Genomic DNA, 13948 nt, shown 5'->3' with positions numbered 1-13948 from the left:
CTCCGTTTATAGTGCGGCCGGAGCAAGCGGGTTTCTAGCTGGGCCATGGATGACCGAACCGTCGGCGGCGAAAATCGAGCCATGGCAAGGACAATCCCAGGTGTTGTCCGCATTGTTCCAGGTCACCGTGCAGCCCTTGTGGGTGCATGTCGCCGAAACCGGGTGGAGCACCCCTTCAGCGTCTCTCCACGCCGCGATCTTTTCGTCACCCCTGACGATCACACCGCCCATGCCGGGCACGATGTCGTCAAGGCTTGAGACAATCGATTGGCTGCGGCCATTCCTGTGAAAGTCCTCGGGATAAGGCCGCGCCGGATCATAGAGCTTTTGCCATGGGCTCGGCCGCGCGCAGATCAAATCCGCGATCATCATGCCTGCGGCCGTTCCATTGGTGATGCCCCAGGCGTTGAAACCCGTGGCAATATGAAACCCGGAGGCTTTGTCCGGATCGGGCTCGCCGGCATACGGAACCCTATCGGCCGTATCATAGTCCTCATTACACCAGCGCCACGCAACGTCCCCAACTGGAAGGCTCATTCTTACCCATTGTTCCAGCTCGACAAACCGTTTCGCCACGTCGCCGTCCTGGCCCGTGTCAAACTTGGGGCCGAGCGCGACCAGCAGCGGGCCTTCGGCGTCGCGGCCGGTGCGGATGGAATGCGTCGGATCGTCGATGCCGATGAACATGCCGTCGACAGCACGAGGGTCATCGATCCGAAACGCCATGGCAGTGTGGCAGCGCGGCTGGGTCCGGTTCGCCATGCCGACGGGGCTCTTCACCGTCATGTTGGTGGCGACGACCACATGCTCGGCGTGAACGGTGCCGCTGTCGGTAACGACGCGCCAGCGGCTTGCCTCGCCGATCGAGATCGCGCGGCTGTTTTCGAAAATCCGTCCGCCACGGGCCGTCACTGCTTGAGCCAGGCCAACCAGATACATCGCCGGATTGAACTGCGCCTGGTCGGAAAAACGCAGAGCGGCGGCCGTTTCGAAAGGCAGCTGCGCGCGCTCCAAAACATCGGCGTCCAGCCCAACCTGGCGCGCGGCCTCCGCCTCGGCCACGATCTCCGCGCGCCGGCTTGCATCGCAGGTGTAGGTATAGGCGTCCTTGGCCTCGAGGTCGCAGGCGATGGCGTGGTCGCGAACCCATTCCCGGATCTGGATGGCGCCGGCGGAATTCGCATCGGCATAGGTCTGCCCCAGGTCCCGCCCGAACGTGTCGATGAGATGGCGATAGATCAGCGCGTGCTGCGTCGTGATCTTGGCCGTCGAGCGGCCGGTCACCTGGCCGCCTGTCCGCAGGCCTTCGATGACGATCACCGACCGACCGGCCTCGCAAAGGCGAAGCGCCGTCGTGAGCCCGACAATCCCGGCGCCCACGACAACGGCATCGGCATGGATCGAGCCCTCGAGCGGGGGATAGTTCGTAGCGGTGGCTGCCGCCACCCAACAGCTTCCCGGTTTTCCCGAAAGAATGGCCATTTCACCGGCGTCCCATGCGTTCGATGCATCTCCATCGACAACCCGCGCCGGCGCGAAAAAGTTCCGAGATCTACGGTCTTCAATCGTGGTTTCTTGGAACTTCAGCAGATGATCGGGGCAGTCGAACGCAGCAACGGACGTGAATTGGTATAGGCAGATGCCATTACTGTTAGGCGGCGGCCGAAGACTGCGCCGTTACGGCCTGTGGCGAAGGTCACCTGCGCGCGCCCGGCAAAGCCTGAAGAATGGTTCGAGCCACCCGCATCCAGTATTTTGGCGATAAAACAATTCGTACCTTGTTTTTCCCCATTGCAATTGCCAACCATGGAAATGGATTGATTCGGAGCTTGTCTATGCGTGGACTGCAAGTGGCCCTGGCTGCGGTGATCTTGGGCATTTCAGTCAGTTCTGGACTCGCCGATGACAATTCTCCCTTTATCTATTTTGCGACCCAGGACCCTTTCGCAGACGGTTTGCCGACCAAGAATGATGTTTATGTCTTTGGTGGCGTCTTTGCGCACGGGGCCTTCGGGGACGCGATCAATGTTTTGGGTGCCGACTACACGGACAACTATATAATCGGAGCTGCATACGGTCGCGATTTCGTCGATATCGGCGCTGGCTTCGTTCTTGGTGGCGTCGCCGGCACGGCCATAAGATTTGGCGAGGACGATGATACGACTGGCGAACTTTGGGCCGGAGCGCGACTGCGCCACCACGGCCTCGTCATTGGTGATTTGGCGATTGCGCCCGCACTGACTGCTGGATTCAGTGCCGTTACCGGCCCTACCGAGATCGAGCGTGAACGCGAAATCGTCCACGATGGCGATGCATCATTCCTCGGCTTCGTTGGTGCGGAGCTTTCGTTCAGAGTGAGGCAGGCTCCCAACGTCGAACTCGTCTACCAACTCCACCATAGATCCGGCGCCGATGGTACGTTTGGAGATATGACAGAGGGTTCCAATGCGAACGCCCTTGGAATCCGTTATCGCTTCTAACGCTCGGTGCTGTAGACCTTTTTACAGGCGCCTACGCACCCACCCAGTTGGCTCGTGCTGAGGACGGCGACACTCCCGTGAGAGTCGGCACGATGAACCACTGAAAATCTCAAGGCGGTGTCGCCCTATAGCGCCGGGTCACCCTCAGGCTATATCCTTCAGCGTGTCCAGCGGCCCTTTCAATGCAGACCTGGGCTGGATCAACTCTGGCGCGATCAGGAAGGTCTGCGGTGCCGTCGGCGGTTCATCGATCAGCTCGAATGCCTTCGTGATCATCGCCTCAACATTCTGCCGCACCATGATTACGGGGAAGGGCAGGAAGGAGCCGAAGGGGTCATAGTCGTAGCAACCGACGACGAGTTCGCTGAACATTTCCGCCGGCCGGCCGGCCATGAAACGCAGCAGACCTTCCATATTGATCGACGAATTGATGAACAGCGCGCGCGGCAGCTTGCCACGGCATTGGTAAAACGCCTCGAAGGCACGCAAAGTTATATCAGGCGAATACCCGGAGGACTGCACACCATCGTCAGGGTCGGCGCCCAGCAGCGCCTTCTTGGTCGCATGGAAAGCGGCGATGCGTTCGCGGCTGGCGTGGTCGTTGCGGCCGCCAAACAGAAACAGCTCGTCCGGCCGCAGAGGATCGTCGTTGCCGAAGTGGCGGATGATTGCTTCCGTCAGCATCCGCGCGCCCTGATAATTGTCGCTGATCACCGAATGCGCCTTCGCTCCCGGCAGGTCGATGTTGATATGCCTCAGCCCCGCCAGTTCGCAGACCTCGTGCACGCCATCGGGATCGGTGGCGCCGACGATAAAGAGCTGGTCGATTGAATAGGAGATCAGCGTCTCCGCGGTCCGCCGTTCCTCTTCGGGGTCGCGGCTGGCGCTAACCACGACCGGGCATTGGCCGCGGCTGCGCACATGCCCCTCAAACGTCTGCGCCATGGAGGAGAAGTAGCGATTGTCGTGGACGGGCAGCATCAGGCCGACCAGGCCCGATCGCGAGCGTCGCAAGCCTCGCGCTTGCAGATTGGTGGTGTATTGGTGGAGTTCGGCGAGGCCGAGAATTGTTTGCGCCGTACTTTCCTTGATGCGGCGCTTGCGCCAAGTGCCGTTCAGGACGGCACTCACGGTCGACGGCGAACTGCCCGACAGCACGGACAGGTCATAGATCGTCGCCTTCTTCTTGACCCGCTGATCCATCTGGCGCCTCCGGCGCGTCTATTTAGAGCAATATCCCGCTTGACGAGAGCTTCTCGATGCACAATAGTTTCTGCACCATCGATTGTGCAAGCGAAAACCGGTGGATGATCGATGGGGAAGTGCCCCGTCTCTTTCGGGGAGGTTTCTAACGGCCGCCGTCGTTCGACGGCTCGAGTGTGTTCCCACTAGGAACGTTATGGGAGGAGTACAGATGAAAAAGCTCTTGATCGCGGCGCTTGCCGCGACCCTTATGATTGGCGGATCATTCGCTGCGATGGCACAGCAGGCCGGCAAGGTCGGCGTCGTCGTCAAGATCGGCGGCATTCCGTGGTTCAACGCAATGGAGGCGGGTATCAAGGAGCGCGGCGAGAAGCTCGGGATCGACGCATTCATGGTCGGCCCGACCAGCGCTGATCCAGCACTGCAAGTTCGCGCCATCGAGGATCTGATCGCGCAGGGCGTCAAGGTCATCGGCGTCGTGCCGAATGATGCGAAAGTGCTTGAACCGGTCCTGCAGAAGGCCAAGGACGCCGGCATAATCGTCATCACACATGAATCGCCTGGCCAGAAGGGCGCCGACTGGGATTTCGAACTCGCGTCCGCCACCGGCTTCGGCGAGGCTCACGCCAAGCTCCTGGCGGAGAAGATGGGCGGCAAGGGTGAGTATGCGGTGTTCGTCGGCTCGTTGACGGTGCCGCTGCACAATGCCTGGGCCGATGCGGCTATCGAGTATCTGAAGAAGAATAATCCCGACATGAAACTCGTCGGCGAACGTTATGGCGTCGCCGAGGATGTAGACAAGAGCCGCAGCACTGCGCTTGACCTGATTTCCGCAAATCCCGGCCTGAAGGGCTTCCTCGCCTTCGGCAGCCAAGGCCCGATCGGCGCTGGCCGCGCAATCGAAGAGCGCCGGAAGGTGGGCGAAATTTTCGTGCTCGGACCATTCTCGCCAGGCCAAGGCCGGAAGCTCATCAAAAGCGACGCGATCTCCGGCGGCTTCATGTGGAATCCGAAGCAGGCGGGCGAGGTTTTCGTCACGCTGGCCGACCATCTCATGAAGGGCAAAGAGATCAAGGATGGCGATACGATCGAAGGGCTTGGGACAGTTAAGCCCGACTTCGAAAACCGTAACATCATCGTCGATCAACTCGTCCCCATCAACAAGGATACTGTCGACGATCTCGCGGCGATGGGCCTGTAAGGCCTCCCAGGGCTAATGGCAGTCGGGCCCGGCCTCGAACCGGCCCGGCTGCAGGATTGCAAACGCGATTGGATCCAGGTTTCGACTCTATGGCTGATCAGGCACTCGATGGCGCCGCACCACGGCCGCTGCTGTCGCTCCGCAACGTCAACATGACGTTCGGCGGCGTGAAGGCGCTAAAGAATGTCAGCTTTGAGGTGTTGCCGGGCGAGGTGCATTGTCTTGCCGGCGAGAACGGCTCCGGCAAGAGCACGCTGATCAAGGTCATTACAGGCGTGTACAAGCCCGAGGCGGGCGCCGAAATCGATTATGATGGCCAGAGCTACTCCCATATGTCGCCGGTTACGGCGCAGGCCAGCGGAATTCAGGTCATCTGGCAGGATCTCGCCCTGTTTCCCGAGATGACTGTCGCCGAGAATATCGCGTTCCAGACCGTCATCGGCCGCTGGCCGCGGCTGGTGAACTATGCCGAGATGCGTCGGGTCGCGATCAACGCCTTGCAACGTCTTGGTGTTACCTTCGATGTCGATCTAGCACTCCACCACTTTCCCATCGCACAGCGGCAGATCGTAGCAATCGCCCGCGCCCTCGTCGGTGAGGCAAAGCTCGTCTTCATGGACGAGCCGACGGCGTCGCTCACCCAATCCGAAACCGACTATCTGCTGGACGTTGTGCGCAATCTGTCGGCGTCGGGCGTCGCCGTTGTGTTCGTCAGTCATCGCCTGGCGGAGGTTCTTGAAATCTCCAGCCGCGTCACCGTGCTGCGCGACGGTGCCCTGGTTGGCGTCTATCCAACCAAAGGCCTGACCCAGTCGCGCATCACCGAGTTGATGACGGGCAAGACCTTCGACTATTCCGTCCTGCATCGGGATTTGAGCAGGAGCCCGGTCATGCTTGAGGTCAAGGGACTGTCGCGGCCCGGCGAATTCGACGACGTGTCCTTGACAGTCCGGCGCGGTGAGACGCTCGGCATCACCGGGTTGCTCGGGGCAGGGCGCACCGAATTGGCGCTGACATTGTTTGGCATGCGCAAGCCGAAATCGGGCTCTGTCGCCCTGGATGGCAAACCCGTTCGCTTCGGTTCCAACCGTGACGCGATCGCCGCCGGCGTCGCCTATCTTTCGGAAGACCGGCTGTCGCTCGGTCTCATTCAGCCCCAGGCAATCGCCGACAACATGGTCATCGCCTCGCTGGACAAGATCCTTACAGGCGGTTTCATTTCGAGCGATCGCAAGCGATCTCTGGTCAATCGCTGGATAAGGGACCTCGGGGTCAGGATCGGAAAGCAGGACGACGCGATCTCGACCCTGTCAGGGGGAAATCAGCAACGTGTCGCCATTGCAAAATGGCTGGCGACCGACCCGAAGCTGCTTATCCTCGACGCACCGACCGTCGGCGTCGATGTCGGCGCGCGCGCCGGCATTTTCGACATCGTTTCCAAGCTGGCGGACAGCGGCCTGGCCATTATCCTGATCTCGGACGAGGTGCCTGAAGTCTATTTCAACGCGGACCGTGTGCTGCACATGGCTCAGGGGCGCATTGTCGGCGAATTTACGCCGGGCGCTACGACCCTCCAGGCGATGGAGGAGGCGGTCTATGCGTAGGTTTGTCCGCTCCCACGCAACGGAACTGGCTTTGCTCGCCGTTATCGCAGTCATCTGCGTCTTCCTTTCGTTCGCGACGGACCGGTTCTTCACCCTCGGCAACGCGTTTGACCTTCTGAACACCAGCTCGGTCAACATCATCTTCGCCGTTGGCCTGCTGGTCGTGCTGATCGCCGGCGGCATTGACATCTCCTTCGCGGTTGCTGCCTCCGTTGTGCAATATCTGACCGCGACCGTCCTCGGCTGGATCGGCGGCGGGAATTGGATTGTCGGCTTCATCATCGCTGGCGCATTGGGCGTGGCGTTGGGCTGCATCAACGCCTTCCTGATCCACGGGTTCAGGATCATCTCGATCGTCGCCACGATCTCGACTTTCAACATTTTCTTCGGCTTGCTGATGTTTTTCACGGGCGGCGTGTCGATCTACAACCTGCCGGACTGGCTCACCACCCGCGTCGTGCTGTTCGAGCGAGAGATGGCTGACGGGACCTGGGCGGAGATCACCCTGCCTGTGCTCATCATGGCCATTTGCGTGTTCGCTACCGGGGCGTTGATCACGCGCACCACTACTGGCCGCCAACTCTACGCATTTGGCGACAACCCGGAGGGCGCGCGCCGCTTCGGCATCAATATCGGTGCCATGCAATTTATCGCCTTCGGCTGGCTTGGCCTGATGGCGGGTATCGCCGGTCTAGTCCAGGCGCATTACGCGCAGGAGGTTGTGCCGAATGCCCTTTATGGGCGCGAACTCGACGTCCTGGCAGCGGTGGTCCTTGGCGGTGCGCGGCTCGGCGGCGGCAAGGGCAGCGTGCTCGGCTGCATTCTGGGCGTTCTGTTGGTCTCGATTACCCAGAACGGCCTTAATTTGATGGGTGTGTCGCCTTTCGCGTTCAAGATGATCGTCGGCGCCATCATTCTTGCCGCAATCACGCTTTCGAATACCAGCATCGAACGCCTGCTGCCGTTCCTGAAAAGCCGACGGGTGCCTTCATGACGGTTTTGATTGAACGCGTCCGCAATGCGCTCGGCCCCGAACTTGCAGGTCCGTTTGCCGCGTTCGTAGCTGTCATGATCGTGTTCGGTTTCGCCGCGCCGAACTTTCTTTCCCGCGCTACCTTTGGATCCGTCGCCTTCCAACTCCCGGAACTCGGCCTCCTCACACTCGCCATGCTGCTGCCGATCCTGACCGGCGGCCTGAACCTGGCCATCACCTTCACGGCCAACATGGCCGGCCTGACGCTGGCTTGGGTACTGCAAAGCCAGGGAGGCGTCGACGCGGGTATCGGCGCCTTTGTGCTTGGCTCGGTCCTTGCCATCGCGGTCGGCGCACTGAGCGGGCTGATCATGGGGCTCGTCATCGCCTACACCAAGGCTCACCCGATCCTGGTCTCGCTGTCGATGATGATCTTCCTGCGCGGTCTCGGCGAATTCCTGACGCGCGGCGGCGACGTGTCCGGCATTCCCGGCTTCCTGGCGCCGATCGGCTACGGTTCGATCATTGGCATCCCGGTGCCGTTGCTCATCTTTATCGCTTGCGTGCTGATCTGGCACGTCTTGCTGACGCGCATGAAGCTAGGCTTCAACACTTACATGATCGGCTCCAATATCGAGGCCACGCGCTATTCCGGTATCAATACGCGCAAGGTGCAGGTTCTCGTCTACACATTGTCCGGCGCGATGTGCGCGGTCGCCGGCATCATCATGCTGGCGCGCTTCAATTCGGTGCGTGTCGGCCACGGCGAGTCTTACCTGCTGATCACCGTGCTTGCCTGCTTCCTTGGCGGGGTCAATCCGTTCGGCGGCTTCGGTCGGGTGATCCCGGTCTTCGTTGCGCTCGTCGTGCTCCAGCTTCTGTCCTCGGGACTCAATCTGATGGGCGCAAGCCAGCACCTTGCGACGGCAGTCTGGGGCATCCTGATGATCACGGTGATGATCCTGCGCTGGCTTGCCGGGCGCCTCAAATTCCTGAACACAAACAGAGGGTGAGTTAGATGCATGGTTTTGGGGTCCACACCTCGATGTGGACGATGAACTGGGACCGGGCCGGCGCGGAGAAGGCGATCGCGGCTTCCGTCAAATACGGGATGGACTTTATCGAGATCGCGCTTCTGAACGCGCCGGCGGTCGATGCCGCGCACACACGCGCCTTGCTCGAAAAGCACAATCTTCCTGCCGTTTGCTCGCTTGGCCTGCCGGAGCGCGCCTGGGCCTCGGTGCGGCCGGATGCCGCCATCGAACATCTCGAAGTGGCGATCGACAAGACTGCGGAAATGGGCGCGCTGGCGCTTTCCGGCGTGATTTTTGGCGGTATCGGCGAACGCACCGGCCTGCCACCGACCGAAAAGGAATACGACAATATCGCCCACGTGCTGACCGTCGCCGCCAAGCATGCCAAGAAGCGCGGCATCGAGCTCGGAATCGAGGCGGTGAACCGCTACGAGAACCATTTGATCAACACCGGCGCGCAGGCCGTCTGGATGGTCGAGAAAGTCGGGGCCGACAACATTTTTGTTCATCTCGACACCTACCACATGAACATCGAGGAGAAGGGGGCCGCCAACGGCATTCTCGCTGCCCGCGACCACCTGAAGTACATCCACTTGTCTGAGAGTGATCGCGGCACACCAGGCACCGGCAACTGCCCCTGGGACGAGATTTACGCGACGCTGGCGGCGATCGGCTTCAAGGGCGGACTGGCCATGGAAAGCTTCATCAACATGCCGCCGGAAGTCTCCTACGGCCTCTCGGTCTGGCGGCCGGTTGCGAAGGACGAGGCCGAAGTGATGGGCAATGGCTTGCCGTTCCTGCGCAACAAGGCTCGCCAATACGGTCTGATCTGAGACGATGGGTGACGGGCAGAAGGCGGACGGCGCAAGGATCGCCGTCTTCGATGTCGGCAAGACCAACATAAAGCTCTCCGCAATGACGCTCGACGGCGTGCTCGTGGAGAGCCTCTCTGTCCACAACGAAGTGCGGCCTGGTCCACCTTGGCGGCAGCACGATCTCAACGGCATTAGCGACTGGCTGTTCGGCTCGCTCGCCAGTTTGTGCCGACATCATCCGCTGGAAAAGGTGGTCGGCACCGGACATGGCTCTGCGGGAGTTCTGGTGAACGCAGATCCCGACGAGACTTGTGCCCTGCCGATGATTGACTACGAGCAGGATCTGCCGCCTGCAATTCGCGAAGGCTATGCGCCGCTTTCGGGCGATTTCTTCGATCGCGGCAGCGCGATCATGCTGAAGGCTGCCCACCAGGCGCGCCAGCTGTACTGGATGCAGCAGGTTGATCCGGAGCGCGTCGCTCAGGCTCGTTGGTATCTGGGCTTGCCTCAATATTGGGCCTGGCGGCTGTCAGGCGTGCCATCGGCCGAAACGACGATCCTCTCGGCGCAATCCCATCTGTGGAACAATGTGCGCAAGCAGTGGTCGCCCATTGTGGCGGGGCAGGGATGGCAGCGCCTCATGCCACCATTCCATCCGGCCTGGGAGAGGCTGGGGCCAATCCGGCAGGATCTGGCGCGCCGGCACGGCATACCGGAAGAGCTGTCTGTCCTGACAGGCGGCCACGACAGCAGCCTGAACCTCTACCGCTACCAGGCGGCAGGCATGCGCGACGCCTGCGTGATCTCTACCGGAACCTGGATTGTCGGAATGTGCGCGGCGACACCTCTCGATCAACTCGATGAAAATCGCGGAATGGTGCTGAACAGCGACGTGGCAGGACGCCCGGTCGGCGGCGTTTTGACCATGGGCGGACGTGAGTTCAGTCATGTGGCAGGGCAGGGGGTGGCAGGGCAGGGGCAAGAAGGAACTGCGGCCGACGCTGCGCTGGTCAGCTTGCTGATTGAGCGCGGCACTTTCGCATTGCCGTCGTTCGGCGACGATGACGGCCTGTTTCCAGGCAGCGCTGGGCGCGGCCGGTTTGAAGGGCCGCCTGCAGAACCCCCTGCAGAGCGCAAGGCGCTCGCGGTGCTCTACGCCGCGCTGCTGACGGTGGAATGTATCGATGCGCTGAGCGAAACCGGGCTGGTTGCATTGGATGGCACCTTCCTGCGAGACCCGCTCTACGCCACGCTGGTTGCGGCGCTGCGGCCAAACGCCGAAACAGTCTACAACCTCGACTCCTATGGCACCGCCTCGGGTGCGGCGCTACTTGGCGAACACGAAACTCGTGACACGCCGGCTCCGATCGCGCTCAGCCTGCCGACTGCCTTTGCCAGCGATCGTGAGACGCTCGCAGCCTATGCACAGCGGTGGCGCGACCTGGCGAAGCGAAACAACCTGCAACGGGCCAAGACCAGCAAAAGGAACGATCGATGACTGATGACAGCGCTCTGCGCCGCGAGATGGTGGATGCTTGCCGCCGGATGAACTCAAGCGGCATCAACCAGGGCAATGCCGGCAATTTGTCGGTGCGCTCTAGCGACGGTTTCCTGATCACGCCCTCGTCGCTGCCCTACGAAACGATGACGCCCGAAGACATCGTCGAGATGGGCTTTGACGGCACCTATGTCGGCCGACGGCCCTCCTCGGAGTGGCGCTTCCACCGTGACATTTTGAGGGAGCGGCAGGAGATCGACGTCGTGCTGCATTGCCACTCGCTCTACGCCACGACGCTGGCCTGCCATCACAAGACGATCCCGAGCTTCCACTATATGACGGGAGTGGCGGGCGGCACCACCATCCGCTGCGCGGAATACGCAACCTTTGGCACGCAGGCCTTGTCCGACAATGCCTTGGTTGCACTCAAGGATCGCCTCGCCTGCCTGCTCGGCCAGCACGGCCAGATTTCGCTCGGCAAGACCATGGAGGCCGCCTTGTGGCTGGCGAACGAGGTCGAAACCCTGTCGCGCATGTATGTCCAGGCGCTTAGCCTTGGCGAGCCGCCGGTCCTTTCCGACGAGGAGATGGCGCGGGTGATCGAGCAGATGAAGAAGATGAGCTATGGCCAGGCGCCGGATCCGGAGGGAACGAACGATTTGGCGCGGCCGCGCGACGCTGCGGTCTAGCGCTGCTCCGGCAGATTTTAGTGAAGAGGTCTGTTTTCGCGCTGGGTGGCAGGTGAAGACTGAGATGTCCTCCTTACGGCAAACGGTGAATCAAATCGTTCAGCAAAAGCAGCGAGGCGCCGGCGAACACGGCCGCAGCCGCGTCGTCCAGCATGATGCCGAGTCCACCCCTTACCTTGTCATGCACGACGCCGATGGGCCAAGGCTTGACGACGTCGAAAAACCGGAAAGCAAGGAAACCTGCTGCCCACCAGACCGGGTCGAGCGGCAGCATGGAAAGCGTTACGGCGGTGCCGAAGGTCTCGTCAATGACGACGATCTGCGGATCCTCCGTCCTGGTATGGGCGACGACATGCGACGACGCCCATACTCCCACGGCGAATAAGCCTATATAGGCGAGCACGATCAGCCAAGGCGATGCAGGTATCAGGACCGCGGCAACAGCCACTCCGACGCCCGCGCCGGCGGTGCCTGGCCATACCGGAGATAATCCCGCGCCGGCAGAGGTCGCGAGCAGGTAAGCAAGCCTGGGCAGAAATTTACGCATGGCGTTTCGCACGGCTTCCCGGTGAATTGCGAATATGCGTTGTATCAGTCTTTCCGGTTACTGCCGCTAATGCATGTCGCGCAAAAGCAGGCCTGACCCGAGGGTGCGCAGCGGTTTTGCGACAACGACGTGCGTAAAAACAAGAACTTGAAGCGCCTCGCATGAATCCATTCAGCCGCGACGCTTAGATCGCCAGTCGATTTGCGACAGCGGACACAGACGGACATTGCGCTGACCACCTCGATCGGCGCCGACCGGCTGGAACGAACCCTCAATTTGCCGGTTAAACGTCGCGGGGCGACATCATCGGAGGAGCCAAGTCATCATGATCGCCGGTCTCATGAAACGCCGTATCGACCCGCTATGGGAGCACGCCGCCTCTCCGCTGATCGGGATCGGCATGACCCCGAACCAGGTTACGTCAGGCGGGCTGGTGCTCGTCGCCCTGTCGTGCGCCGCCTATCTGTACCACCAGTCAAGCCTTGCCTTTGGCCTTTGCCTGGCGTTTGCGTTCACCTTCGACGCGCTCGACGGGGCGGTTGCTCGCCGCAGACATATGAGCACCAAGGCGGGTGGCTATTTCGACGCCATGGCCGACCGTTATCAGGAATTCGCCGTGTTTGCGGCAATAGGCTGGGTCGCCGATATGTGGGCAATCGCCATGATCGCGTTCGCCGGCGGACTCCTCACCAGCTACGCCAAGGCGCGGACTGCGATCGAAATCCCCATAGAAAACCAGGCATGGCCGGATTTCTTCGAACGGATGGAACGCCTGGTGTTCATTTGCGTGCTGTTGGTCGCCGACGGATTGGCGACCGCCATGGGCGCCGCTTCGCCCTGGATTCTGGCGGGCGGGTTCGCGCTGTACGCACTCGTGGCCAACGCGACAGCGCTGCAACGGATCAATCGCGCATTTGCGATGCTCAAACGAGCCGACGCGAAGCAGCCGTGAGACGGCGAAATCCCATAAGGATGAGGCGCCTGGCGCTCCCTGCGTGCCTGTTGTCCGCACCCCTCGTTAGACCGTTTCGAGCCGGCTGAACCGAACCGGGATGATTTTGCGGGTCTTCAGTTGTCCTGCCGAATCCTTGTCGATGACCGTCAGCAACTGCCCTTGTTCAGGGCCTACAGGCATAACCAGGCGGCCCCCCGGCTTGAGCTGCTCGAGCAAAGCCGGCGGCGCCCGCCCCGCCGCGACGCTGACCAGGATCTTGTCGAATGGAGCGTGCTCGGGCCAGCCGCGAGAGCCGTCCCCGACACGAATGCTGACATTGGATAGACCGAGGTCCTGCAGCAGAGCCTCGGCATGGCTTGCGAATTCCTCGATGATTTCGACGCTCCAAACCTGCCCGGCGAGTTCCGCGAGGATTGCGGTCTGGTAGCCCAGGCCGGTGCCGATCTCGAGCACCGCCTCGTGCGGTTGGAGAGCAAGGAGATCGGTCATGAGTGCGACGATGAACGGCTGCGAGACGGTTTTGTCGAAGCCGATCGGCAATGGCATGTCCTGGTAGGCATAAGGCGCGACCGAGCTTGGCACGAACAGATGGCGCGGCACCCGCTGCATCGATGCCATCACCCGTTCATCGAGCGCCGCCTTGCCGAGCTCTTCGCTTGCAAGGTCGGTATGGATTGCAATCATCTCGACCATGTGCCGGCGCAGCACTGCAAGATGCTCTTCGTTCATTGGCTTCATGACCGTCGGGCTTTCTTCAACCAGGCTTGCTGCCAGATACGCTTATATCCTGTTCGTCACAGCAACGCCCGTCATCGTTTCCAGTTGCGGGTGGCCCACGGCGACCGGAGGTAATTTTGGCGTTGCGTCTGGTCGATATCGGCGGCGGCCCTGGAGATCCGATGCCATGCCGCTATATCGGTATGTCCTGGATCGCGGTGATTGAAGGATG

13 protein-coding genes are annotated in these 13948 nt (G+C 61.2%); 9 read left to right on the top strand and 4 right to left on the bottom strand.

The window, feature by feature from the left end; all coding sequences use genetic code 11:
* Nucleotides 1–6 precede the first annotated feature (6 nt).
* Nucleotides 7–1482, bottom strand: a complete 1476-nt coding sequence (locus AC0L2M_RS00565) for an FAD-dependent oxidoreductase (protein WP_473533752.1) — start codon at nt 1480–1482, stop codon at nt 7–9.
* Between the two features lie 245 nt (nt 1483–1727).
* Between AC0L2M_RS00565 and AC0L2M_RS00560 the strand changes: the two genes are divergently transcribed.
* Nucleotides 1728–2480, top strand: a complete 753-nt coding sequence (locus AC0L2M_RS00560) for a hypothetical protein (protein ID WP_128167812.1) — start codon at nt 1728–1730, stop codon at nt 2478–2480.
* Between the two features lie 144 nt (nt 2481–2624).
* Here the strand turns inward: AC0L2M_RS00560 and AC0L2M_RS00555 are convergent, their stop codons facing one another.
* Nucleotides 2625–3683: a LacI family DNA-binding transcriptional regulator gene (locus AC0L2M_RS00555; protein WP_128167811.1), complete on the bottom strand. Its 1059-nt coding sequence runs from the start codon at nt 3681–3683 to the stop codon at nt 2625–2627.
* Between the two features lie 211 nt (nt 3684–3894).
* Between AC0L2M_RS00555 and AC0L2M_RS00550 the strand changes: the two genes are divergently transcribed.
* The 7 genes from AC0L2M_RS00550 (at nt 3895) to AC0L2M_RS00520 (ending at nt 11497) form a co-directional block, all read left to right on the top strand.
* Complete coding sequence (locus tag AC0L2M_RS00550; protein WP_027153559.1) at nt 3895–4884, top strand: autoinducer 2 ABC transporter substrate-binding protein; 990 nt, start codon at nt 3895–3897, stop codon at nt 4882–4884.
* Nucleotides 4885–4973: 89 nt separating this feature from the next.
* The gene (locus AC0L2M_RS00545) at nt 4974–6488 is read left to right on the top strand and encodes a sugar ABC transporter ATP-binding protein (protein ID WP_473533751.1); all 1515 of its coding nucleotides are present in this window, start codon (nt 4974–4976) and stop codon (nt 6486–6488) included.
* Entirely contained in the window at nt 6481–7482 is a 1002-nt protein-coding gene (locus tag AC0L2M_RS00540) for an ABC transporter permease (protein ID WP_473533750.1), read from the top strand. The genes AC0L2M_RS00545 and AC0L2M_RS00540 overlap by 8 nt, the downstream gene beginning before the upstream one ends.
* Complete coding sequence (locus tag AC0L2M_RS00535; protein ID WP_473533749.1) at nt 7479–8474, top strand: ABC transporter permease; 996 nt, start codon at nt 7479–7481, stop codon at nt 8472–8474. Before AC0L2M_RS00540 ends, AC0L2M_RS00535 begins: the two co-directional genes overlap by 4 nt.
* Before the next feature lie 5 nt (nt 8475–8479).
* Nucleotides 8480–9328, top strand: coding sequence for a sugar phosphate isomerase/epimerase family protein (locus AC0L2M_RS00530; protein ID WP_023799537.1), 849 nt, complete (start codon nt 8480–8482; stop codon nt 9326–9328).
* 4 nt (nt 9329–9332) lie between these two features.
* Nucleotides 9333–10808 carry an FGGY family carbohydrate kinase gene (locus AC0L2M_RS00525; protein WP_473533748.1) on the top strand — a complete coding sequence of 492 codons (1476 nt, stop codon included), beginning with the start codon at nt 9333–9335 and terminating at the stop codon, nt 10806–10808.
* A complete protein-coding gene (locus tag AC0L2M_RS00520) occupies nt 10805–11497 on the top strand; it encodes a class II aldolase/adducin family protein (protein ID WP_023799535.1) in 693 nt (230 codons plus the stop codon). The genes AC0L2M_RS00525 and AC0L2M_RS00520 overlap by 4 nt, the downstream gene beginning before the upstream one ends.
* 73 nt (nt 11498–11570) lie before the next feature.
* Here AC0L2M_RS00520 and AC0L2M_RS00515 read toward each other — a convergent pair whose 3' ends face one another.
* Nucleotides 11571–12044 (bottom strand): phosphatidylglycerophosphatase A family protein, encoded by a 474-nt coding sequence (locus AC0L2M_RS00515; RefSeq protein ID WP_473533747.1) that lies wholly within the window; start codon nt 12042–12044, stop codon nt 11571–11573.
* Nucleotides 12045–12369: 325 nt separating this feature from the next.
* On the opposite strand from AC0L2M_RS00515, the gene AC0L2M_RS00510 reads away from it, so the two are divergent.
* Nucleotides 12370–12996, top strand: a complete 627-nt coding sequence (locus tag AC0L2M_RS00510) for a CDP-alcohol phosphatidyltransferase family protein (RefSeq protein ID WP_353682297.1) — start codon at nt 12370–12372, stop codon at nt 12994–12996.
* A gap of 66 nt (nt 12997–13062) precedes the next feature.
* Here AC0L2M_RS00510 and AC0L2M_RS00505 read toward each other — a convergent pair whose 3' ends face one another.
* On the bottom strand, nt 13063–13737 hold the full coding sequence (locus AC0L2M_RS00505) for a protein-L-isoaspartate(D-aspartate) O-methyltransferase (protein ID WP_287227079.1): 675 nt from the start codon (nt 13735–13737) through the stop codon (nt 13063–13065).
* Between the last annotated feature and the right edge of the window lie 211 nt (nt 13738–13948).

Source organism: Mesorhizobium sp. WSM4806 (assembly GCF_055811635.1).
The sequence above is the reverse complement of the archived record's forward strand: the minus strand, read 5'-3'. Positions and strand labels throughout refer to the sequence as shown.

What these genes read in the sequence shown, in the direction of transcription:
- AC0L2M_RS00515 (WP_473533747.1), bottom strand. Translation starts at nt 12,044, where the DNA reads ATGCGTAAATTTCTGCCCAGGCTTGCTTACCTGCTCGCGACCTCTGCC.
- AC0L2M_RS00505 (WP_287227079.1), bottom strand. Translation starts at nt 13,737, where the DNA reads ATGAAGCCAATGAACGAAGAGCATCTTGCAGTGCTGCGCCGGCACATG.
- AC0L2M_RS00560 (WP_128167812.1), top strand. Translation starts at nt 1,728, where the DNA reads ATGGTTCGAGCCACCCGCATCCAGTATTTTGGCGATAAAACAATTCGT.
- AC0L2M_RS00555 (WP_128167811.1), bottom strand. Translation starts at nt 3,683, where the DNA reads ATGGATCAGCGGGTCAAGAAGAAGGCGACGATCTATGACCTGTCCGTG.
- AC0L2M_RS00545 (WP_473533751.1), top strand. Translation starts at nt 4,974, where the DNA reads ATGGCTGATCAGGCACTCGATGGCGCCGCACCACGGCCGCTGCTGTCG.
- AC0L2M_RS00510 (WP_353682297.1), top strand. Translation starts at nt 12,370, where the DNA reads ATGATCGCCGGTCTCATGAAACGCCGTATCGACCCGCTATGGGAGCAC.
- AC0L2M_RS00540 (WP_473533750.1), top strand. Translation starts at nt 6,481, where the DNA reads ATGCGTAGGTTTGTCCGCTCCCACGCAACGGAACTGGCTTTGCTCGCC.
- AC0L2M_RS00525 (WP_473533748.1), top strand. Translation starts at nt 9,333, where the DNA reads ATGGGTGACGGGCAGAAGGCGGACGGCGCAAGGATCGCCGTCTTCGAT.
- AC0L2M_RS00520 (WP_023799535.1), top strand. Translation starts at nt 10,805, where the DNA reads ATGACTGATGACAGCGCTCTGCGCCGCGAGATGGTGGATGCTTGCCGC.
- AC0L2M_RS00530 (WP_023799537.1), top strand. Translation starts at nt 8,480, where the DNA reads ATGCATGGTTTTGGGGTCCACACCTCGATGTGGACGATGAACTGGGAC.
- AC0L2M_RS00535 (WP_473533749.1), top strand. Translation starts at nt 7,479, where the DNA reads ATGACGGTTTTGATTGAACGCGTCCGCAATGCGCTCGGCCCCGAACTT.
- AC0L2M_RS00565 (WP_473533752.1), bottom strand. Translation starts at nt 1,482, where the DNA reads ATGGCCATTCTTTCGGGAAAACCGGGAAGCTGTTGGGTGGCGGCAGCC.
- AC0L2M_RS00550 (WP_027153559.1), top strand. Translation starts at nt 3,895, where the DNA reads ATGAAAAAGCTCTTGATCGCGGCGCTTGCCGCGACCCTTATGATTGGC.